Origin of the sequence: Micromonospora sp. ATCC 39149 (genome assembly GCF_000158815.1) — a bacterium.
GTDB lineage: Bacteria > Actinomycetota > Actinomycetes > Mycobacteriales > Micromonosporaceae > Micromonospora.
Map to the genome: position 1 here is coordinate 3,753,457 of NZ_GG657738.1, position 21,343 is coordinate 3,774,799.

General features: G+C 70.3%; 17 protein-coding genes, 1 tRNA gene and 1 pseudogene. 10 read left to right on the top strand and 9 right to left on the bottom strand.

Annotation, left to right across the window (positions count from 1 at the left end):
• Positions 1-307 precede the first annotated feature (307 nt).
• The gene (locus tag MCAG_RS16040) at positions 308-916 is read right to left on the bottom strand and encodes a phosphatase PAP2 family protein (protein ID WP_232290192.1); all 609 of its coding nucleotides are present in this window, start codon (positions 914-916) and stop codon (positions 308-310) included.
• A gap of 136 nt (positions 917-1,052) precedes the next feature.
• Entirely contained in the window at positions 1,053-1,541 is a 489-nt protein-coding gene (locus tag MCAG_RS16045; RefSeq protein ID WP_007074034.1) for a hypothetical protein, read from the bottom strand.
• A 197-nt stretch (positions 1,542-1,738) separates the two neighbouring features.
• On the opposite strand from MCAG_RS16045, the gene MCAG_RS16050 reads away from it, so the two are divergent.
• Together MCAG_RS16050 and MCAG_RS16055 are read left to right on the top strand one after the other, a co-directional pair.
• Positions 1,739-2,554, top strand: coding sequence for an SAM-dependent methyltransferase (locus MCAG_RS16050; protein ID WP_304412191.1), 816 nt, complete (start codon positions 1,739-1,741; stop codon positions 2,552-2,554).
• A 159-nt stretch (positions 2,555-2,713) separates the two neighbouring features.
• On the top strand, positions 2,714-3,307 hold the full coding sequence (locus tag MCAG_RS16055) for a hypothetical protein (protein ID WP_007074035.1): 594 nt from the start codon (positions 2,714-2,716) through the stop codon (positions 3,305-3,307).
• An 86-nt stretch (positions 3,308-3,393) separates the two neighbouring features.
• On the opposite strand, the gene MCAG_RS16060 is transcribed toward MCAG_RS16055, so the two are convergent.
• Positions 3,394-3,624 carry a hypothetical protein gene (locus MCAG_RS16060; RefSeq protein ID WP_007074036.1) on the bottom strand — a complete coding sequence of 77 codons (231 nt, stop codon included), beginning with the start codon at positions 3,622-3,624 and terminating at the stop codon, positions 3,394-3,396.
• A gap of 652 nt (positions 3,625-4,276) precedes the next feature.
• Here MCAG_RS16060 and MCAG_RS16065 point away from each other — a divergent pair.
• Positions 4,277-5,656: an NAD(P)/FAD-dependent oxidoreductase gene (locus MCAG_RS16065; protein WP_007074037.1), complete on the top strand. Its 1,380-nt coding sequence runs from the start codon at positions 4,277-4,279 to the stop codon at positions 5,654-5,656.
• 152 nt (positions 5,657-5,808) lie between these two features.
• Entirely contained in the window at positions 5,809-6,549 is a 741-nt protein-coding gene (locus MCAG_RS16070) for a phosphotransferase (RefSeq protein ID WP_232290193.1), read from the top strand.
• Between the two features lie 64 nt (positions 6,550-6,613).
• Here the strand turns inward: MCAG_RS16070 and argS are convergent, their stop codons facing one another.
• Positions 6,614-8,332 (bottom strand): arginine--tRNA ligase, encoded by a 1,719-nt coding sequence (argS, locus tag MCAG_RS16075; RefSeq protein ID WP_007074039.1) that lies wholly within the window; start codon positions 8,330-8,332, stop codon positions 6,614-6,616.
• Positions 8,333-8,458: 126 nt separating this feature from the next.
• Positions 8,459-9,862, bottom strand: a complete 1,404-nt coding sequence (gene gltX, locus MCAG_RS16080; RefSeq protein ID WP_083802289.1) for a glutamate--tRNA ligase — start codon at positions 9,860-9,862, stop codon at positions 8,459-8,461.
• A 542-nt stretch (positions 9,863-10,404) separates the two neighbouring features.
• Here gltX and MCAG_RS16085 point away from each other — a divergent pair.
• From MCAG_RS16085 to MCAG_RS16105, 5 genes are all read left to right on the top strand, one after another.
• Positions 10,405-10,983, top strand: coding sequence for a hypothetical protein (locus MCAG_RS16085; protein WP_157548093.1), 579 nt, complete (start codon positions 10,405-10,407; stop codon positions 10,981-10,983).
• A gap of 14 nt (positions 10,984-10,997) precedes the next feature.
• Positions 10,998-14,150: a M48 family metalloprotease gene (locus tag MCAG_RS16090; protein WP_036373680.1), complete on the top strand. Its 3,153-nt coding sequence runs from the start codon at positions 10,998-11,000 to the stop codon at positions 14,148-14,150.
• Between the two features lie 765 nt (positions 14,151-14,915).
• Entirely contained in the window at positions 14,916-15,551 is a 636-nt protein-coding gene (locus MCAG_RS34880; RefSeq protein WP_232290194.1) for a hypothetical protein, read from the top strand.
• Positions 15,552-16,062: 511 nt separating this feature from the next.
• Positions 16,063-16,134 (top strand) — tRNA-Lys (locus MCAG_RS16100).
• Positions 16,135-16,960: 826 nt separating this feature from the next.
• Positions 16,961-17,530 carry an NADAR family protein gene (locus MCAG_RS16105; RefSeq protein ID WP_036373685.1) on the top strand — a complete coding sequence of 190 codons (570 nt, stop codon included), beginning with the start codon at positions 16,961-16,963 and terminating at the stop codon, positions 17,528-17,530.
• Positions 17,531-18,236: 706 nt separating this feature from the next.
• Here MCAG_RS16105 and MCAG_RS30915 read toward each other — a convergent pair.
• The 4 genes and pseudogenes from MCAG_RS30915 to MCAG_RS36270 form a co-directional block, all read right to left on the bottom strand.
• Positions 18,237-19,232 (bottom strand): RNA polymerase sigma factor, encoded by a 996-nt coding sequence (locus MCAG_RS30915; protein WP_007074045.1) that lies wholly within the window; start codon positions 19,230-19,232, stop codon positions 18,237-18,239.
• A 338-nt stretch (positions 19,233-19,570) separates the two neighbouring features.
• Positions 19,571-19,909, bottom strand: a complete 339-nt coding sequence (locus MCAG_RS16115) for a hypothetical protein (protein ID WP_007074046.1) — start codon at positions 19,907-19,909, stop codon at positions 19,571-19,573.
• A gap of 267 nt (positions 19,910-20,176) precedes the next feature.
• Positions 20,177-20,428 (bottom strand): hypothetical protein, encoded by a 252-nt coding sequence (locus MCAG_RS30920; RefSeq protein WP_232290195.1) that lies wholly within the window; start codon positions 20,426-20,428, stop codon positions 20,177-20,179.
• Positions 20,425-20,733: pseudogene (locus MCAG_RS36270) on the bottom strand (IS5/IS1182 family transposase); the annotation flags it as partial. The pseudogene MCAG_RS36270 and the gene MCAG_RS30920, both read right to left, overlap by 4 nt.
• Positions 20,734-20,945: 212 nt before the next feature.
• Here MCAG_RS36270 and MCAG_RS16125 point away from each other — a divergent pair.
• Positions 20,946-21,251 carry a hypothetical protein gene (locus tag MCAG_RS16125; protein ID WP_007074048.1) on the top strand — a complete coding sequence of 102 codons (306 nt, stop codon included), beginning with the start codon at positions 20,946-20,948 and terminating at the stop codon, positions 21,249-21,251.
• The last annotated feature ends 92 nt before the right edge of the window (positions 21,252-21,343 follow it).

Consider the following 21,343-nt stretch of genomic DNA (forward strand, 5'->3'; position numbering starts at 1 on the left):
CGCCGCCTTCTGCGGCCCGCCGCGCCTACCTGCTCGCCGCCCCCGCTCGTTCGCCGCGCTCGCTCGCCGCCCCCGCCGCCCTCCGCTCGTTCGCCGCACCGCGGCCCCCGCTCGGTCGCCGCGCTCGCGAAGGACCCCCCGCCGCCGCCGTCCGCTCGTTCGCCGCACCGCGGCCCCCCGCTCGTTTTCAAAAAAATGCCCCCCGCTTGCTTGCCGCACCGCGCGCGCCTCGCCCCGCACGTTGCGCCCGCCCCGCTCGTTGCGCGGACTCTGTTCGTGAGAAGGGGACCCTTCTATACCGCAGGCGTTAACAGGGGGCCCCTCCTTTCACCGGGCGGGCACGGCGGCGCAAAAGTTCGTTAGCGGGCCGGGCCAGCAGCGGTGTGCCGACGGTGGTGACCAGTGCGCCGAGCAGCAGGCCGGCGAGCACGTCGTGCGGGTAGTGCAACCCGACGAAGACGCGGGAGAACGCGGCGAACACGGCCAGTGGGATCGCGTACCAGGCGAGTCGGGGGGAGAGCAGCAGGATCGCCGCCGCCAGCGCTCCGGCGATGGTGGAGTGGTTGCTCGGGAAGGACCAGTCTCCGGCGGGCGGGCACCGGCCAGCGATGATCGCCAGGTCGACCGGGGCGCGGCAGGGGCGGTCCTCGTCCACGACGATCTTGAGCAGCTCGCTGCCGCCGTACGCGAGGACCACGGTGACCGGCGCGGCCAGGGCGAGGGCCAGGTTGCGCGGCCCGGTGCCCAGCTTCGGCAGGGCCGCCGCCACCAGAATCAGCCCGAGCAGGACGATCGACCACTCGGTGAAGTGCGCGGCGAACCACTGGACGGGCTCCGGTGTGCCGTCCGCGAACCGGACGATGTCCTGGTACAAATCGTCGCTGAACGGTGGAACAGCTGACAAACCGGTGTTCATCATGGCTCAGTCTATCAAAAGTTCACCTGCCGTTTACCTGGCCGGTGACGCCCCCGGCGACCCGCCCGCTTCCGGCGGTGCCCGCCGGTAAGGAAGGGCCCCCTGTTAACGCCTACGGTAGAGAAAGGTCCCCTTCTCACGCCCGAGGCGAGGCGGGGTCGGGCCCCGCCTGCACCACGCCGGACATCCGCTCGACGACGTCCTCCAGCGCCTCGAAGGCGTACGCCCAGTTGTGGCACTTGAAGCTGCGCAGCCCGTCGATCGGGTTCCGGCAGTCGACGCAGTGCACCCCGGGGATCGCGTCCGGGACCTCGGTGTTGACGTACCGGCGCTCACCGAGGATCACGCGGGTGATCATTGCCCGGTCGTGCACCCCGTGCAGGGCCGACGAAATGATGTCCAGCCAGGTCATCCGCCGGCCGCACTTCGGGCAGTCCGGCTCGTCGCCGCTGACCCACAGGGGCGCGCCGATGCTGCGCGCCGGCATGCCGAGCAGCTTCTCGATCCGGCGTACGTCCTGCTCGGGGGTGACCCAGCGGTGCTGGCCGGGCAGCGAGGCCGGTGAGTCGTACACGGCGCGGAACAGAACCGGGTCGACCTCGACGGTCTCCCGCTGACGGGTCATGGCGACCTCCTCGACCTCGCGGCGTCGGCCCGGCCGACGCCCGCAGCCCACCGTCGTCCCGGTGGTCGACGGACACAACCGGATCAACGACACGACGGGTCTGCGGGCAGCCGCGCGGGGTGCTACACATTCAGGGCGCACTCGCTGCGGGGGCTGGCCGCGCGGCAGGCGCCGACCCGCTCCCGTGGAGGACACCCGTGACCAGCGAGCCGCTACCGACCGCGACCACCCCCGGGCCGGGCGCCGCCGCCGACAGCAGGCCGAACGTCGCCCGGATGTACGACTACTACCTCGGCGGCTGCCACAACTTCGCCATCGACCGGGCCGCCGCCAGGCAGGTCCTGGAGATCTTCCCCGACACCGGCGTCGCCGCCCAGACCAACCGCGCGTTCCTGCGCCGCGCCGTCCGGCACGCCGTCGAGCAGGGCGTACGGCAGTTCCTCGACATCGGCGCGGGGCTGCCCACCCAGGGCAACGTGCACGAGGTGGTGCAGTCCATAGCCCCCGACTCCCGGGTCGTCTACGTCGACTACGACGAGGTCGCCGTCGCGTACGCCCGGCAACTGCTCGGCGACGCGGCCCGCACGGTCGTCGTCGAGGGTGACCTGCGCCGGCCCGACGAACTGCTCGCCCACCCCGACGTGACGGCGTCGATCGACTTCACCCGGCCGGTCGCCGTGCTTCTGGTGGCGGTGCTGCACTTCGTGCCCGACGCGGAGGACCCGTACGCGGCCGTCGCGCGGCTGCGTGACGCCACCGTCCCGGGCAGCCGGCTGCTGCTGTCCCACCTGACCCTCGACGGCGCCCCGCCGCTGCCCGCGCAGCAGGGCCGCGCCGTCTACCAGCAGAGCACCGCCCCGCTGGTGCCCCGGACCCGCGCCGACATCCTGCGTTTCTTCGACGGGTACGAGCTGGTCGAGCCCGGCCTTGCCTGGCTGGCCGACTGGCGTCCGGACGGCGAGCCTCAGGCGGGGGTGTCGCACGGCTTCGGCGGCGTGGGCGTCCGCCGCTGAGCCGCCGGATCATCGCCCGGCGACACCCATTACAGTCCGTGGGGCAGGTGGTCCGGTTCCAGGTGGAGTAGACGGTCTTGCTGGCGTCGGAGTAATAGATGATGGCGATGCTCTCGTTGTCCCCGGGGTACGGGATGGCCTCCTAGGAGTGATCCGCGCATGCCGACGACGGACGGGCCGGCTGCCGGCCACGCAGGGGCGGGAGCGACCCGGGCCGTGACCTACCCGGACGACGGAGCGCGCCTGGCCACGGCCCTGTCCGACCGGCTCGCCACCCTCGCCTTCGTCGACCTCACCACCGAGCAGGTCACCGGGCTGCTCGCCGACACGATCGCCGACTGGGGTGCGGCGTGCGGCTGGCGGGTCTACCGGCGGGCGGCCAGCGTCGTGCCGTTGCCGCCGCCGATGTCCGGGCAGCGATCGGTCGTCGACGTGGCCTGCGCCCGGCCCGCCGCGCCGCCCGTGGTGATCGAGGTCGACCACACCGACCGACGCCGTACGGTCGAGAAGCTTCTCGCCGAAGCCGACGCCGGGCGGGTGCCGATCTGGGTCCGGTGGGGCTCCCGTGGCTTCGCCGCACCGCCGGAGCCGGTCCGCATGGTCACCCTCACCGTCACCGCACGGCGCGGGGAGGCCGGCGTACGGCTGCACTCCCGCCGCCCGGCGCGGCAGCTCCCGCCGCCGACGCACCATGCCGAGCCGGTCACCGCCGGTCCGCCGGATTCCCTCTTCGACCCCACGGCCGGGAGCTGAGGCGGCGGGTCGGCGGGCACCGGGCGGCGTACGTGGCTTGCACTTGCGCACCCGACACCCGCACCGGCCCGCCGAGTCGGCCGGCGTCAGTAGTAGGTGTTCATGGCGGCCCGCACCTCGGCGAGAGTGGCATCGGCCACCGCTCGCGCGCGCTCGTTGCCCTCGCGCAGCGTCTCGCGGAGGTAGGTGCGGTCCTGCCCGAACTCGGTCCGGCGTGCCCTGATCGGGGCCAGGTACTCGTTGACCGACTCGGTCACGATCTTCTTGAGCGCGGCTGCGCCCGCAGCGCTGGTGCTGTCTGACGACTGCTGATCCATGAACCCTGTCGCCGTAGCCGGTGTTCTTCTCGGCCAGCCCGATCAGTCGTCGGTCGACCGATTCGTTCCAGGTCCCGAGCAGTTTCTCTGGCTTGTCGAGACGCATCGCCGCAGCGTTGGGGCTGGGCGCAGACTGGGCGGAGGCCCGCGACTCGACGAGCCCTGCGGGGCGCGCGCATCCGGCTGTGCCACAGCTGGCCACCCAGCCGCCGCGGGGCAAAGCGTGGACGGTTCTCGCCGTGATGGCGATGCCATCACCATTTGCTCGGCCGTGATGGCGATGCCATCACCATTTGCAACCACGACGTCGAGCAGAAAACCGGCACCATCCCGCGCATGACCGGGACGCCGACATGCTGCTCGTTGACCGGCCCGGATAGGAATGCCGCGGCTGGACCGTCTGGGGCGACGGCAACACCGCGTCCGCGCAGTGACTCGCCCCACAGATCATCACCCGCTACGTTAGCGCAACGCCCCGAGATGCGTCTTGACCAGGGGGTATAGCGACTGTAGTCGATCAGCATGCAGATCGGGAAGTGGCGGAACCGCTGACGGGAAAATTACTGTCAGCTAGCCGTCCACCAATTCGCTTTGCCCACGGGCATGCCGTGTCGCTCACTGTAGACATCCATTCAGTGAAACGGAGTCAGCCGTGGCCACCACCAATCAGACCGGGCAGGCGATCATCCTCGGCGGCAGCATCGGCGGCCTGCTCGCCGCGCGGGTGCTGAGCGAGTCGTACGAAAAGGTGACCGTCTTCGACCGGGACGAGCTGCCGGCGGAGGTCGTCGACCGCAAGGGTGTGCCGCAGAGCGGGCACTCGCACGGGTTGCTCGCCCGGGGCCGCCAGATCCTGGAGGAGTTCTTCCCCGGCCTGACCGCCGACCTGACCAGCCAGGGGGCGGTCGCCATCGACCTCCAGCGGGACTGCCTCTGGGTCAACGACGGCCACCGAATTCCCCGGGTCGCCTCTGGACTGGAGGGGCTCTGCGTCAGCCGTCGCGCCTTGGAGGCGTACGTCCGGGACCGGGTCCGGGCGCTGCCCAACGTGGAGATCCGGGACAGGTGCGAGGCGTTGGGGCTGCTCGCCGACGGTGGCGCGGTCGTCGGCGCGCGGGTCCTGCCCCGGGGCGGCCGGGAGGAACGCCACGACGCCGACCTGGTGGTGGACGCGACCGGCCGGGGCAACCGCGGCCCGACCTGGCTCGCCGAACTCGGCTACCAGCCGCCCGTCGAGGACCGGGTGGACCCTCGCACGGTGTACGTCTCCCGCGACTACCGCCGCACCCCGGGCGACGCCGACTTCGCCGCCTTCGTCAGCAGCCCCTCGCCGGACGCCCCGCGCGGCGGGGTGGCCATTGCCGCGGAGGGCGACCGGTGGATGGTCACGCTGCTCGGCGTCGGCCCGGACCAGGCCCCACCGACCGACCCCGAGGGTTACCTCGCCTTCACCGCGTGGCTGCCCGCCCCGGAGCTGCACGCGCTGCTGAGCCGGGCGGAGCCGCTCGGTCCCCCGAAGCGGATGCGGCTGCCCACCAGCGTGCGCCGCCGCTACGAGCACCTCGCCCGCCTGCCGGAGGGCTTCATCGCGGTCGCCGACGCGATGTGCAGCTTCAACCCGGCGTACGGGCAGGGCATGACGGTGGCCGCGGCGGAGGCGATGGTGCTGCGCGACTGCCTCCGGCAGGGCCGGAAGGAGCTGCCCCGCCGCTTCTTCGCCGGCGCGGCGAAGGTGGTCGACGTGCCGTGGGACATGGCCGTCGGCGCCGACCTGCGCCACCCGACGGTCGTCGGGCCGCGCAGCCGCCGGACCCGCTTCCTCAACGGGTACGTCACCCGGCTGCACGCCGCCGCCGCGCGGCACCCGGTCGTGGGGCGGCGCTTCCTGAGCGTCGCCAACCTGATGACGCCACCGCCGGGGCTCTTCGCGCCGGGGATCGTCGCCCGGGTGCTCTGGTCCGGCCGGCGTACCACGCCGCACCCCGTCCACGTGGAGCCGGCGGCGCGTGTCAAGGAGCTGGCTGGCCGCTGAGCCGGGCACCGCGGGTGGGCGGCCGGGGGACAACCGCCCACCCCATGAGCGCCTGCCGCCGATGAGCGCACGCCAACAAGCTCACCACCGCCTCCCCTGGTCAGGACGGCATCCGGATCTGCCGAGAACAGTGATGTTCGGAACCCCGTAAGATGTGGCAAGTGGGGTGGGAGGCACTCGGGCAGTGGGGTGAAGACGTCGCTCGCGTCGAACCGCTCGTTGGCGGAGTCGCCAACGACGTGTGGAGCGTGCGCGTCAACGGACACCTCGCGGTCGGTCGTCTCGGTGCCAGGAGCGACGCTGATCTCGCGTGGGAGACCGAGCTCCTCCAACACCTCGACCGTGAAGGTCTGACCGTGCCGGTGCCGATCCCGACCATGGACGGCCGGCTGTTCGTTGACGGTCTGATGGTGATGACCTACGTGGATGGTGGGCCACCCGAGACGCAGGCCGACTGGCGTCGCGTGGCCGGAACGCTCCGCGAGCTGCATCGGTTGACGCAGGGCTGGCCGCAGCGCCCAGGTTGGCGATCGTCAACCGACCTCCTGCACGCCGAGACCGGGACGAAAATCGACCTGGGCGCGATGCCCCCGGAGGGCGTTGCCCGATGCCGAGCAGCGTGGGCGCGGCTCACCGGACGTCAGACATGCGTTGTCCACGGCGACCCCAACCCCGGCAACGTCCGCATGACCGCGAACCAGGTCGCGCTGATCGACTGGGACGAGTCGCACGTCGACGTCCCCGACCTCGACCTCGTGCTGCCCGGCAACGCCGCCGGCCTCGACGAGGGCGCGCACGACATCGCCGCGCAAGCGTCGGCCGCATGGGAAGCCGCCGTCTGCTGGGGCGACGAGTACGCAGTCAAACGGCTCGCCGAAGTTCGAGCGGTCTGAGAACAGCTGGCACGGGAGTAGACCTGCCGTCGGGGCGAGCAGGCGTAGTTGAGCAGGCGATTGGCTACATGCGTTCCGGGGTGGCGATGCCCAGCAGGTACAGGCCGCGGTGCAGGATGCGGGCGGTGAGGTCGCACAGGGCCAGCCGGCTGGCCCGTACCTCGCCCTCGGCGCGCAGAACCGGGCAGTGTTCGTAGAACCCGCTGAAGGTGGCGGCGAGGGTATGCAGGTATCCGGCGAGCCGGTGGAACTCCAGGGTCTGCTCGACGCCGGTGACGACGGTGCCGAAGTTGACCAGTTCGAGGGCGAGGGCGTGCTCGGCCGGGTGCGCGATCGAGATCGATGCTGCGGTGATCTGCCCGAGCCCGGCGCGGCGGAAGATGGACCGGATCCGGGCGTGGGCGTACTGCAGGTACGGGGCGGTGTTGCCGTCGAGGGAGAGCATCCGTTGCCAGTCGAAGACGTAGTCCTTGATCCGGTCGGTGGACAGGTCGGCGTACTTGATGGCGCCGATGCCGACCGCGCGGGCGACGTCGGCGATGGCCGCCTCGGGCAGGTCGGGGTTCTTTTGCCGGGCCAGTTCGGCGGCCCTGGTCACGGCCTCGTCGAGCAGTCCGACGAGCTTGATCGAGCCACCGGCCCGGCTGCGCAGCATCTTGCCGTCCGAGCCGAGGATCGAGCCGAAGCCGATGTGCTCGGCCACCGCTGGCGGGCTCAACCACCCGGCCTGCCGGGCGACCGCGTACACCATCTCGAAGTGCTGACGCTGCGGTAGCCCCACGACGTAGAGCAGCCGGGTCGCGCCGAGATTCCGGGTCCGGTGGCGGATCGCCGCGAGGTCGGTGGCACCGTAGCCGTATCCGCCGTCGCGCTTGCGCACGATGATCGGCAACGGCTGCCCGTCGCGGCCGGTGAAGCCCTCCGGGAAGACGCAGGCGGCGTCACCGCTGTCCCGCAGCAACCCGAGCCGGTCCAGTTCGTCGGTCACCGGGGCGAGCATGTCGTTGTAGTAGCTCTCACCGTAGAAGTCCTGCTCGGTGAGCAGGACACCGAGCTGGTCGTAGACGGTCAGGAAGTACTTCTCCGACTCGGCGACCAGCAGCCGCCACAACCGCAAGGTCAGCTCGTCGCCGCCCTGCAGGGCGACCACCCGCCGCCGGGCCCGCTCCTTGAACGCGTCGTCGGCGTCGAACTTGACCCTGGCCGCCTTGTAGAACGAGTCCAGGTCACCGACGGACAGCTCGTGGGCGGCCTCCGACTCGCCGAGGTCGAGCAGGTGCTCGATGAGCATCCCGAAGGGGGTGCCCCAGTCGCCCAGGTGGTTGGCCTTGATCACCCGGTGCCCGAGCCACTCCAGCAGCCGTACGGCGGCATCGCCGATGACGGTCGACCGGAGATGCCCGACGTGCATCTCCTTGGCCACGTTCGGCGCCGAGTAGTCGACGACCACCGTCTGGGGAGCGGCGCTCACCGCGACGCCGAGCCGGGCGTCGACGGCCATCGGTGACAGCAGCGCGCCAAGAGCCGGGTCAGCGACCGTCAGGTTGATGAACCCCGGGCCGGACACCTCCACGGCCGAGCAGAGGTCCGCCAACTCCGCCTGACCGAGGATCTCGGTGGCGATGTCCCGGGGCGGGCGGCCGAGCCGGCGCGCCAGGGACAGGGCGGCGTCGGACTGGTAGTCGGCGTGCTGCGACCGCCGCACGACCGGGTCGACCGGCCCGCCGGCCACGGCTGAGAACGCCTGCGCGAGCCGGTCGGCCAGCAATTTTTCAAGATTCATGAAGGTACGCCAATCTCGCTCCGATCCGTCTCGTGCAGGGAGGCGGATCTGCCGGGGAAATGCTCGGGGAGCGGATCGATCGACGACCAGGTTGACCGGCGGATCGATCCGCCGGACGCAAAGGGGTCAGCTCAGGCGGTCGAGGGCGGCTCGCAGGCGAGCCAAGGTTCGCTCACGTCCGAGGATCTCGATCGACTCGAACAGCGGCAGCCCGACGGTGCGGCCGGTCACCGCGACCCGTACCGGCGCTTGGGCCTTGCCGAGCTTGAGCCCCCGCTCGGCACCGATCGCCTCCAGCGTCGACTTGAGCACCCCGGCCCGCCACTCGCACGTCTCGTACGCCTCGACCACGGCGGCCAGCAGCGCCGAGGCATCGGCCTTCATGGCCTTCGCCCACGCTGCCTCATCGGTGACCGGCTCGTCGAGGAACAGAAGTTCGACCATCGGTACGATCTCGGAGAGCACCGCGATCCGGGTCTGCGCCAGTTCGGCGACCGCAGCGAACGCGCTGGCGTCGTACGCCTCCGGCCGCCATGGTGCGGCCTCGGCGCGCAACCAGGGCTGACACGCCTCGACGAACGCCTCGACCGACAGCGCCCGGATGTAGTCCCCGTTGAAGGCCCGGAGCTTCTTCACGTCGAAGAACGCCGGCGAGGGGTTGACATCCTCCAGGCGGAACTCCGCCACGATGTCATCCCAGGGCAGGATCTCGCGGTCACCGGACGGCGCCCACCCGAGCAGCATCAGGTAGTTGCGCATCGCCTCGGCGAGGTACCCCTCGGCGCGGAAGTCCTCCAGGGCCACCCGGTCCCGACGCTTGGACAGCTTCTGCCGCTTCTCGTTGACCAGGATCGGCGCGTGCACCCACACCGGGGGCTCAGCGCCCAGCGCCTCCCACAGCAGTTGCTGCTTGGGTGCGTTCGGCAGGTGCTCCTCCGCCCGGATGACATGGGTGATGCCCATGACCATGTCGTCGACCACGTTCGCCAGCAGGAACACCGGCGACCCGTCGCCACGGGCGATCACGAAGTCCTCGATCAAGGCGTTATCGAAGGTCGGCTTTCCGCGCACGAGGTCGACGATCACGGTCGAGCCACCGTCCGGCGTACGGAAGCGCAGCGCGCGACCTTCCCCGGCGGTCTGGCCACGGTCCCGGCAGAAGCCGTCGTAGCCCTTGTGCTCGCTGCCCGTCCGCGCGATGACCTGATCCCGGATGCAGTCGCAGTAGTAGGCGCGCCCGGCGGCGAGAAGCCGGTCAATGGCCTCGCGGTGCTGCGGGGCGTAGTCGGACTGGAACAGCGGACCCTCGTACTCACTCGGGCCGATGCCAAGCCACTCCATTGCGTCGAGGATGCCCTGGCCCCACTCCGGGCGGTTCCGCGCCGCGTCCGTGTCCTCGATCCGCAGCACCATCGTTCCGCGCGACTGTCGGGCCAGCACCCAGTTGAACAGGACGGACCGGGCATTGCCCACGTGGAACATGCCCGTCGGGGAGGGTGCGAAGCGAACGCGGAGATCGGAACCGGACACGGATGGCAGGCTACCGAAAGACCGGTGGTCAGCCTCACCGATATTCGGGCCCGACGCTTCCGAGGCGAGACGGGGCGTCTTCTGTCTGCGCAGACCTGCCGTGAACGGGATGCTGGAAGCGACAGCCGCGCCAACACCACGAGGTGCCCCAGGCTGCAGGCTGAAACCATCGGGCAGAAGTGCAACGGCAGCACAGTCTCACGCCGAACTGATTGGTCGGTGACCCGTTGCCCATACGTTTCCGCAGGTCATGATTGAAGGTTGCCACGAAGGTGTCCACTCGAGCGCGGCTGCCTACAGCTCAGGCGCGCTGGCCGGACTGCCCGCCGTTATGCGTCGGCGGCGATCTTCAGCCGCTCCACGCGGCGAGCTGATTTGCAATCTTCGGTGCAGGCTCGAGCGTCGCGTCGCGTCGCGTCACGACGCTTCGCGGCCAGACTGGTGAACCGATCCTGGGTCAGGGTGCGCGTCTGCGCGACCCAGGTTGTCCAAGATGGAAACGTGACCGTTGCGGCCTGATGATCGGCGGTACGATCCGGATCGTGGAGAGCCGTCGGGAAGTGGAACCGCTGTCAGCCGAGGACGCCGCGGCGGAGGAACTGGCCCGTCGGGTGGTCCGGCAGGTAGCCCCCGAGGAGGGGGAGATCTTCGACGTCGTCCGTGAGGCGTACCTGCGGGACCCACGACGACTGACCGGCCCAGGCGACGGGCGCGACCGGATGCTCGGATTCGGGGTCGAGGCAGCCGCCGCGCTGCTGACCCCGCTGGTGTTGGGAATCAGCGCGGAAGTTGTCCGCCACCTCGCCCTAGAGGCGGTCAGCGCAGTCGAGGTGCGCGACCGGCTCCGCCGCCGCCTCGGCCGGCGGCAAGACCAGGTACGAGCCGACCCCGCCTCAGGGCCGGACGACGCCGTCACGCCCCGGCCACGCGACGCCCTCACCGCCGAGTCGAAGGACGTCTCCGCATCCCACGACGCCGACGCGGCGCCTTCTGGCGCGCCACTGGACGCGCAGCGGATGAGGAAGATCGTGCTGACCCGGTGCCAGCAGGCCGGGGTGGACGAGGGCCGGGCGCGACTGATCGCGGACGCCGTCGTCGGTGCCCTACAGACCGACGGCTGACCGGGCACGCGGCGATGGCCCGCCCGGCGGTGTCCGGCACGACGCTGCGCTTCGCCGCACTCGTGGCCGCTGTGCTCGGCAGCGGCACGCACGCGTTCACCTTCCTGTACCTCTCGGTACCGCAGCACGTGCGTGTGGCCGGCGTCACCTACGCTCGCTGCGTCGAGGCGTACCAGCACTCCCTGCCCGCCCCCGACGCGGACTTCGACACATACGTCGCCGCCGGCGAACGGGCCCAGCAGGAGATCATCCGCTGCCTGGCACCGGTTGGACAGCCCCAGGCGGTCTGGGTGCTCGTCGGCCTCAGCGTACTGCTGGCCCTCGCGGCGGTGCTGTACCTCGCTACGCCGTGGTGGATCCGTCGTCGGGGGCGGCTCGTCGAGCTGACCGCCGACGCCTTCCCCCGGCTGCACGCCGAACTAGGCCGGCTCAGCACGGTCGCCGGGCTGGACCGGCCACCGGTGTTCCTGCTCGACCCGGCGGCCGGTGCCCCCGGCGGGCTGGCCTTCGGCCGCGCCGGTCGGTACGCCGTGCGGCTCAACGCCGGGCTGGTGCCACTGTCGATCACCGACCCAGGGCTGTTCCGCGCCGTGGTGCTGCACGAATTGGCCCACGTCCGAAACCGGGACGTCAGCCTGGCGTACGCGGTGGTCGCCCTCTGGCGCGCCTTCGTCGCGGTGGCGCTCGTTCCGCTGGTGGTGCTGTCGGTGTACCCCACCCTCCTCACCGATCCCGGCCAGGTGCCGTGGGACAGCCCGGACAGCGGCATCCTCGACGACTACTTTCGGTGGGACGTCGCCGGCTACGGGGTGACGACGGCCCAGGGCACAATGCGCGCGTTGCTCTTCGTTGGCGTTTTGTACCTCGCCCGTAACGCGGTGCTGCGCGCCCGGGAGACGTACGCCGACGCCCGGGCCGCGGAGTTCGGCGCCGGGGCGGACCTGCGCCGGGTCGTCGCAGCCGCAGCGGCCCGTCGGCCCGCCCCGGGGTGGCGCGGGCGGCTCGGCCGGTTCGGCGTCCACCCCACCGCCGCGACCCGGCTGGCCACCATCGACGACCCGACGCGCGCGCACCGGCCCGGCTTCGGCGAGCTGTTCGGCGCCGGCCTGACCACGATGATTGCCTTTGACTGCCTGGCCCATTACGCCCGAGCCCTACCCCACACCGGTGCCGCGGGCGCCCAGGCCGCAGCGTGGCTCGTGGCGCCGGTGGTGACCGGAATCCTGGGCGCGGTCGCCTGGCGGGCGTGGCAGTCGCCCGAACCGCCGGCGGACCGGACCCGGCGGTTGGTCACCGCGACCCTCGGGTTCAGCCTCGGCTGGCTGGTGGGTGACGTGATGTCGCTGTCCACTGTCCCAGGTGACTGGGGCGTCCTCGGTGCCTCGTCGATCAGCGGGCAGGTCACGTTCGGCTCGGGGCCGGTGATGGGGGGCTACGACGCCGGTTCGGCCCTCGTCGCGGCGCTGCTGCTGACCGGGGGGATGCTGGCGCAGGCGGGGGTCCTCTTCGCTGCCGCCCGGTCCTGGTCGGCGCGGGGTGCGACCGGCCGGTGGGCATGGGCCGCCGGTGCCGCTGTCACCGCTGTGCCGTTCGCCGCGTGGATCGGCATCTGGTTCGATGTGCATGCGGCCCCCTACCTGGTGGGTCATCTGTACAGCGTCGGCACCGCCGACCTGGCCCGCGTCGGCGTCGGCATCTGGCAGGGGCCGGGGTTCGCCCTGCTGACCCTCTTCTACCCGCCGGTCGAGATCCTCCGCGAGCGGCTGCTGGTGGTGCCCGTCCTGGCGCTGGCCTGGCTCTATCCGCTGGCTGCCGGGCTGCGACCATGGTGGCGCAGGTGGCGTGCCGCTTCCGGGTCACCGCCCGCAGCCGACGCCACCGGTCCGGGTCATCCGGCGCGGCCTCGTGAGGTGCCGGCACCGGATGACCCGCGGATCGGCGAGGGGATACGTGCGGCGCTGCGGGTGGCGCTGCTCGGGGCCGCCGGATTCGCCGTCGCGCTGCTCGCCACACGGGCGGCGGTACGGCTGTTCGCGCCGGAACGGGCCGGCGCGGCGGACTTTCCCGGTTACTTCTACTTCGCCCAGATCGCGGCGGCCACGCTCGTCCAGGCAGTGGTGGGCGGATGGCTGACTGCCCGGCGTCGCCCCCTCGGGCTGGTCCTCGGGCAGTTGGGCGCGATGGTCGTCGCGGTGCTGGCCACGGTGGCGATTCTCGGCGCGCAGACCCTCGGCGGCTGCCTGGCCGCGTTCCGGTTCGCCTCGTCCATTTGCCGCCCACCCAACGACCTGCCCTGGGCGCTGCGGTTGCTGCGGACCCTGGCCGTCGAGGGCGCACTCGCCGCCCTGCTCGCCGGTGTGGCAGTCGTCGTCGCGTCCGAACTGGCCCGACGCCTGGCGGCGCGGATGGAACTGGATGGCTCGGCGGCGCGACGGGCCTGGTCGGCGGCGTTGCTGGTGCTCCTGCTCAGTGCCGGCGGCCTCGCGGCGCAGGGCGTGTACGCCTCGGGGGAGGGGGCGGCCGTGGCGACCGCCCGGCCATCGGCGTCCGCTTCCGTCGCCCCACGGTCGGCCGGTCCAGGCCGTCCGTTGACCGCCGCCGAGGCGACCGCCGCAGTGCGGGCCGCCGAGCGCGCGGTGCCACCCGGCTGGCAGCAAACGGCGGAAAACGAGGAAGACTCGTCGGCTCAGCACCGCTACGACCCGGCGGGGTGCCGCCCGCTGGCCACCGGGGCGTACCGGAGGGCTCTCGAGGCAGGGAAGCGGGCGTCGGCGCGGTCGACGCTGACCAACGGTGGCCGGCTGGCTTCGACGACCGTGGAGGTCGACGTCGTCTCGTACGCCACAGCGGTGCCGGAGTCGGTGCTGCGCGACGCGGAGCGGAAGCGGGTCAATTGCCCTCGGTTCACGGTTACCACGGCCACCGGCTTCCAGGTGGCGTACGAGGTGCGCCCAGGGGCCGCCCTGCCCCTGGGCGACCAGGCCTGGCGGGTGGACTACGACATGTCGACGCCGTCCAGCCCACCGGTGCGGGGCCGCTGGTCCGAGGCCATCGTACGGGTGGACCACACCCTGGTCACGGTCTCGATGATCGCTGTTGGCGAGCCACTCGACGAGGTGCTCCTAGGCGACCTGCTGACGCGCGCGGTCTCCGCCCTGCCCCGGTGACCCCGGCGGTGGCCCCGGCCGGGTCGCCTGGGACTCGAACCCAGAATCTAAGGATTGAAAGTCACCAGAACCGGACTACGCTTCCCCGGCCTCGCGAGGTAGTCGAGTCGAGTCCTGTAGTCCAGATTCCCGCTGTGCCGTCCGGCCGCGTTTGCGCTGTTCCGCGCCATGCCTACAGCGAGACGTAGTGACGGGAGGAATGTCGAGGTTGAAATCCAGAATCCGTGCCGTGAATCCGTCCGGCGTCGGAAACATACGAGCACCGTGGAGCAACCGCCAGCGCAGGTCACTAGGAGCTCAGCCCAGCCACGACCGCACCGCGCCGGACTTCGAGGGCAGGTTGTCGATCAGGGCTTGTGCGACCTGTCGGGCACATGTCAGGTCCGATGCTGTCAATGTGCTGCTGGGTTCGCTGCGGGCCGACCGCTTCGATCGGGCTGGGCGGGCCGGCCAGCTCCGGCCGGGCGGCCAACCGGAGCTGGCCGCAGTATGGGCGCCACCTGTCGTAACGGCTCCGATCCCTTCGGCGCTGGTGGACCGGACCGTGCCGCTGCCCGGAGGAACTCAACCGACTCCCGTAGCGGCGCCATGGTGATGACGCCGACAGGGAAGGCAAGCAGCCAGAGCGGCCGGAGTGCCTCGCCCAGGTTGGCGGCGGGCCAAGCGACGAGGAGGCCCGTGGTGCAGAAGTCGAGCAGCAGCGAGGTCAGACTGGTCACTGGTACGACCGTGTGTAGTCGGGACGGCAGCCACCGTCACACTAGCGTGAGCGTCGCTGTCGATCCGGCCACCGCCGCGACGAGCACGGGGCCCAATGCCTCCCCGGGGCGCGCGACCAGCGCGCTGATCGCGTGGGTACTGGCACGGCCGACCGTAGCGGTGCTGCTGGGCATCGATGCGGACCGGCGGCCATCCGAAGCGATGATCCGCAGACTGCTCCAAGCCATCGACCCGGATCTGCTCACTACGGCGATCGGGATCTGGCTCGCCGCCAGGATCCCTGCACCAGCACCCGGGTCCAGACGAGCGATCGCCGTGGACGGCAAGACCCTGCGCGGCTCACGCACCCGCGACAGCGCCGCCCGGCACGTCCTCGCAGCCGCCGATCAGCACACCGGCATCGTCCTGGCCAGCACCGACGTCGACACCAAGACCAACGAGATCACCCGCTTCACAGCATCCGGGTCCCACGCGGACTTGTTGAGCAGCCGTTGCATCCGGTCCGGCGTGGTGTCACCGGCGGCCTCTGCCAGGGCCAGCCGTTCTTGCTCGCCAGCGGCGACAGCAACCCGATCAGGTAGCTCAGCGTCTGCCGGCGCGGCTCCGCCCGCCCGAACCGGTGCGCGAACCGCGCCAACAGATCATCCAGAGCCGCCCGCCAGCCCACGATGTCATCGATGAACACAAGCACCGGAGCCTGCCCGCCCTGCGGCCGGCCACAACAGACAGACGGTGCGATCACGCCACCGATCCGCCGAATAGCATCGACATCCGCAGCTACGCAGGAGACGCAACTTTGACGTCGATCATGCCGATGAGCTGCCGAAACTTCAGATCAGGCAACTGCGGCTGGTGTACTAGACTAGTTCTCCAACAGCACATCGTGACCCTGGCGGGGCTTCCCGCCAGATCATCCAGCAAGAGAGACGACGACCGCGCTGTCCACTGGTGGTTGCGGTGTTTCCGGAGCGCGATCATCATCACCTGCCAAACGATCGCCCGGACGGGGGCAGCGCAGGGAGGCGAGGCAGTCGCAGATCCTCCGGCTGGTACTCGCGAGCCGCTGTGGGCGATCGTCACGTAGGACCGGAGCCCGTCTGCGACTTCCAGCACGGTCGGCCGCACCGGGCCGCAGGGCTTCCCGCAGGCGGACCCGACCCGGAGGAGGCATTCGGGTAATCTGTGGCTCAGCGGGCCGTTAGCTCAATGGCAGAGCTGAGGACTTTTAATCCTTAGGTTCTGGGTTCGAGTCCCAGGCGGCCCACCGTTTGAACTGGGAAAATATATCAACATCACCACCTGCCGTTGTTCCTTGCGCGAATATTGTCGGATTCCGGGTCTTGATGTGTGCGAGCACCCGCCGAGCACCCCGCTCGGGGATGGCAGTAGGCGACGCGGTGCGGGCACCGTCCTCGCCGAGGGTTTCCTCACCGAGGAGCAGGCCGACCGGGACGCCGGGCTGCACTACGCGCGCCACTACGGCACGGTAGTCATCTACCCCAGCCCTCGGTGCTGGCGTTCGGATCGGCGGGCCTCGTCACCGGCACCCTGATCGCCAATGCCATCGGCAACAGCAGCGCCAGGTCCCGGGCCGAACGCCCGGTCCTTCAGCCGAGTAGGCCGCTGGTGCGACGGGACAGCTCGGCGAGCCGATCATCGGCCTGCTCTCGGCAGAGTCGCACCCAGTCCTTGCCCTCTGCCGCGACGACACGTCATGGACGCCCTCGTGATCGGCATGGGCGGCGGCGTCATGGTCGCGTTGCTGGTTGCTGACGAGGACTGAGCAGGGCGACGGCCTCCCTGTATGCCCGACGAAGTATCCAGCAGCCGTATGGCCGTCCGGTGACCACGTACAAAATCGCCGCCCGACTGCCCGCCATCGATGAGCTACGGAGACACTGCAAGGCGCTGGCCGTCCCTGCGGGCCTACGCGCGAGCCGGCGAGCCGCCAGCGACCTCCCACGCACACTTCTACTGACCTCTGTCCCCGTGCTGCTCCCCGTCCCGCCCGCCTGCGGGCGGGACGGATCCTGTGCCGTGCACGGTTAAACGGGGTGGCTGGTGAACATGCGTTCTGGCACCCTGCTGACATGTCCCAGATCGCCTTTCAACCGCGCAGCATGGCCGAACTGCGCACGCTGGCCGCTAAAGGCGCTCGGGTGAAGTACCTGTTCTTCTGGGGACACCGACCACAACCCGACGGCAGCATCGGACCGGGATGCCTGAGCCAATGGTGGCCTGCCCCGTTCGTTGTGAACGAGGTCCGATACGCCACGGCCGAGCACTACATGATGGTCGGTAAGGCCCGCCTGTTCGGCGACGAGGCCACCGCTGCGCGGATGCTGACGGTGCCGAGCCCGGGCGCGGTCAAGGCTTTGGGCCGGCAGGTTCAGGGCTTCGACCAGACTGTTTGGGACGCGCATCGCTTCGACCTCGTCGTCGCCGGCAACGTGGCCAAGTTCGGCCAGCACCCTGAGCTTCGGAAGTACCTGGCGCGTACCGGCAACCGGATACTGGCCGAGGCCAGCCCGGTGGACCGGATCTGGGGCATCGGCCTGGCCGCGACGGATCCACGCACGTGCAACCCCGCCCAATGGCGCGGCCTGAATCTGCTCGGGTTCGCGCTCATGCACGCCCGCGCCCAACTCGCCACGGGATGAACCTGAAGATCCGTGCACATCACGTGCGTCTCGGTGCCCGGCAGTTCCGAATCATCCGCCCAGCCGACGCTTTGCCCGGCGTGGCCTTGCCGACAAAAACCCGTGGTACGTGCTGGAACTCGACGCCACGCCGCATTCGCCATCACGGGTCTGTGGATGCTGGCAGCCCGATCGCGTCACACGCTGGTACACGTGCCGATGCGAGGCAACACGCCACCAGATCTGCCCAGTACCAGTGTGGGCGTTGGCGAGCTCGACCTGGTGCTGAGTCACTTCGACCTTCAGTTCGCCCCGAACCAGTGGAAGCACGTTCGCAGCCGGCTGGGGCATTGGGGCGCGCCGCATCGCTTCCGGGTCAGGCGACCGGTCCTCCCGGCGCAGCGAGGCGACGAGGACAGCCGGGTTTTGGACGATCCACTGCGTGGCGGCAACACCTCTGCCCGGCTGTGCCCACCGAACTCGGCCCCCGTACCGCTGTCACGTGAACGACCTCGGGCAGCGGGCGCAGGTTGCGAAGGGATCCGGCCACTGGTTCCTCCTCAGGGGTGACTTGCATCCCTCAACGTCCAGACGGCGGGCAAATGGCACCACCACGAGAAGAATCCCGAAGGCGAGGTCGGTCCGAACAGGTCCAATCGTCCTCAGCCGGCAGCGAGGGTGAACGGGCATTCTTCACGGCAGGCAGCCGAAGCATCGTGCCGGTGATTCATGATGCGTCCGACCGGCGGTCGGGGGAACGCGGCGGAATCGGCGCGACCGAGGGCACCACGATCGGCGGCTTCGGCAGTGGATCCAGGTCGGGCAGGAGTTCCCCGGGGGCGGGAAGCGTGACGCCCGGGTCGGGTAGTTGCGGCAACAGGGGCAGCGGCGGAAGCGTGGCATCGATCGGCCGGGGAACGCCGTCGAGCCGTGGGGGGCGCGATGGCAGCTCCGACGGGCGGGGAGAGACTGCCGGTACCGGCGTCGGCGTCGGCGTCGGTACGACCACCGGCGCCTGCGTACGGTGAGATGTGGCCGCTGGGGTGCCAGGTGTACGGGTCTGGCCGACTGGTTCGAGGACCGACCCGCGGGTTGGGGGCCGGGGCGGCTCGGGCGTTACGTGTTCCACAGCGAGTAGCGCCAGTGCGACGGTGGCGACGGTGGCGGTGGCCACGGCGACGGTGGCGGTCGCCGGTGTGGCGGAATTGGCCAGCCGTCGGAATGCCACGAGCCACGGCGGTACGAACAAGCCGAGCGAAGCCGCCCGTAGCCACCGCCGTGCCCGGGTCAGGTGCGACTCGACAGAACGGCGCGTCAGGCCGAGACGCTGGGCGACGCTGTCGGTGTCGGCACCACGGCCCGTAGCGACGCACACCTGGTAGGTCGTGGCCGGCAAGCGTCGCAGTTCGCCGACGAGCCAGTTCGCCAACTCCCGGTCACTGACGGCTTCGGCGAGCTCCGGCGCGGTCCGATCCGCTTCGTCACCAAGTCTGGCTGCGGCGACCTGCTCCCGACCGCGGCGGCGGAGCAGATCCACGTAACGCCGGTAGGCGACAGTCGAGGTCCAGGCAGTGGCGTTCCTGGCATGTGCCAGTTCAGGCTTATCCAGCAGGGCCAGGAGAGCCTCCTGCGCGCAGTCCTCCGCGTCGTGCCGACTGGCGCCCGCTGCGAGACAACGCCGGATGGCTGACTCTCGCACCCGTACGAGTTCGGAATCCTGCATGCGGTTCGGCCCTTCCGCTCGGCCCGCCGACCAGCCCGCACAGTGTGGCAGGAGGGCTCCCGGATTGCGGGTCGGCAAGGGCACCGTGGATCGGTGTCAAACTGGGGTGCGTGTAACGCGCTCCGGCGGCGACCCTCCAGTGATCTGCCGTTTGGCCGGCGACCCTTGCGCTACCGCTAAACGACGCGGCTGAAGGGAGATCACTGGAGGGCCTGTCATCTGCCGGAGGTCCGATGCTGACAGCTCAGCGTACCGGTGGGGCAGACGATCCGATGGTGGTCAGGAACTCGGCGGGATCCCATAACAAGGCCTGACCGCCACCGGGCCACGGGAGTGCCTCAGTAGTCCAGGTCGCAGTCCAGGTCCGTGGTCAGGCTCGCCTGCACGTACATTCCGTTGTTCAGCTCCAGCCAGAGCTTCCCGTCAACGCCGATGGTGGTGCGCACCACGGTCACGATGGCACCGGCCTCCAACTGCCCGCCGATCGGGCTGGAAGGGTCCGGACGGAGGTGCAGGTTAACGTTCGCCGTGACCTGGCTGCTGCAGTCGAGCGTGATGGACGCCGAAGTGCTGCTCTCCGCGGCGCTGGCGGTGGTGACACCGGTGAGCAGCGCCCCGCTGACGGCGACGACCGCGAATGCGGACGCGACCAGGGCACGCGTCGTTGCACGTGACATTTACAGCTCCTTTGATATAGACGGAATTGGTGCTGGCCAACACTTTTAGCTCTCGACTCCCATCGAGGCGCGCAACGTAAGGCTATTGGGGTACCGATCAATGCGTCAAGAAGCAAATACGCACCGACTTCGTCCACAGAGGAGGGTAGAAAACCGCTCCTTGCTGCTGAGTCCGCGACTCTCGACGCAGAACCAATGGCACTTCCTTCATTCGAAGGATAACGGGACGGAATTGTCTGAACGTCCAGGGCGAAACGGAGGCCGCCTTTATGGAAAGAACCGACTCCTGGAGCGGGGTCGGGACAGCGGCACGGTCCGCCCTGGTCGGGTCGTCGCCGGTGAAACGGCGGCGGCGAGGGTGCGCAGGGTGGTGCGGGCGAGCTTCAGGTCGGCCAGTTCACACTCGATCTGGGCGAGTCCGGCGGTGAGGGTGGTGATCTTCTCGAGGAGCCGGTCGGCGGTCTGACCTGCGGTGGCCTCGCGTCCGGCGATTAGGTCGAGCAGCGTCGGAAGGTTCACCGGTGCCGCCAGGACGATGTGCTGGTCCTGGTCAGCCGACGCGCGATGATGGCCGTCGACGCCCACAACGTTGGTGACGCGGCCGATTCCGGTCGGTTCTCGTACTCGCGCACGAGGTGGCGGTGCAGCATCAGCGTGCCGTAGGTCTGCTCGACGATTCACCGTCTGCGGATCGGTGCGAACCCGGGCCGGGTGTCGGCGCGTTTGACGATCTCGACGTCGACGCCCACCACGGTGCCGTGCGGCGCCAGGTCCTGTTTGAATCCGGCGTCGACCTAGACGCGGGTCGCCGTTGGGGTGCGCACGAGGGCCTTCGACCAGAGTCGATGCCTGTGCGCCGTCCCTTGCGTGATTATTGTCGGCTTTCGGGTCTTGGTGTGCGAGCCCCGCCGAGCACCCCGCTCGGGGAGCCCGCGACGGCCACGTTGCGGAATCGACGCGACGCGGCGGCTCGCCAACCGAGCGGTCCGATCCGCGCGGGTGGGATAGGACGTGCCGAACGGGGAATCGGACGGGCATGAGGATCAGCAGCACTCCCGCCGTGGCGGCGTCGAGCGAGGAGACCGGGCCCGACGGGGTACGCCAGCCCGGTGGCGAGGTGCACGCCTGGCTGCCCGGGCAGAACCAGACGCTGTGCGGGCTGCCGCTGAGCCGGACCCGGCTGCGGCGCTTCCCGCACGTCCGCTTCGACTACTCCTCGACCGACGTGCTCACCGCCGCCGACGCGGTGGGCCACATCTGCCCGCGCTGCCTGGCCGCGACCGGGGGCAGCGGGGACCGCCGGCAGCGGCAGAGCTGGGTACGCACCTCGCCCCGCCCCTGACTGTCCCGCAAGCGATGTACGGATGCGCCGACCTGGTCCTGCTGGTCGTGGCCGCCCCGGCCACACACCAACCGACCCTGACGGGACCGGCC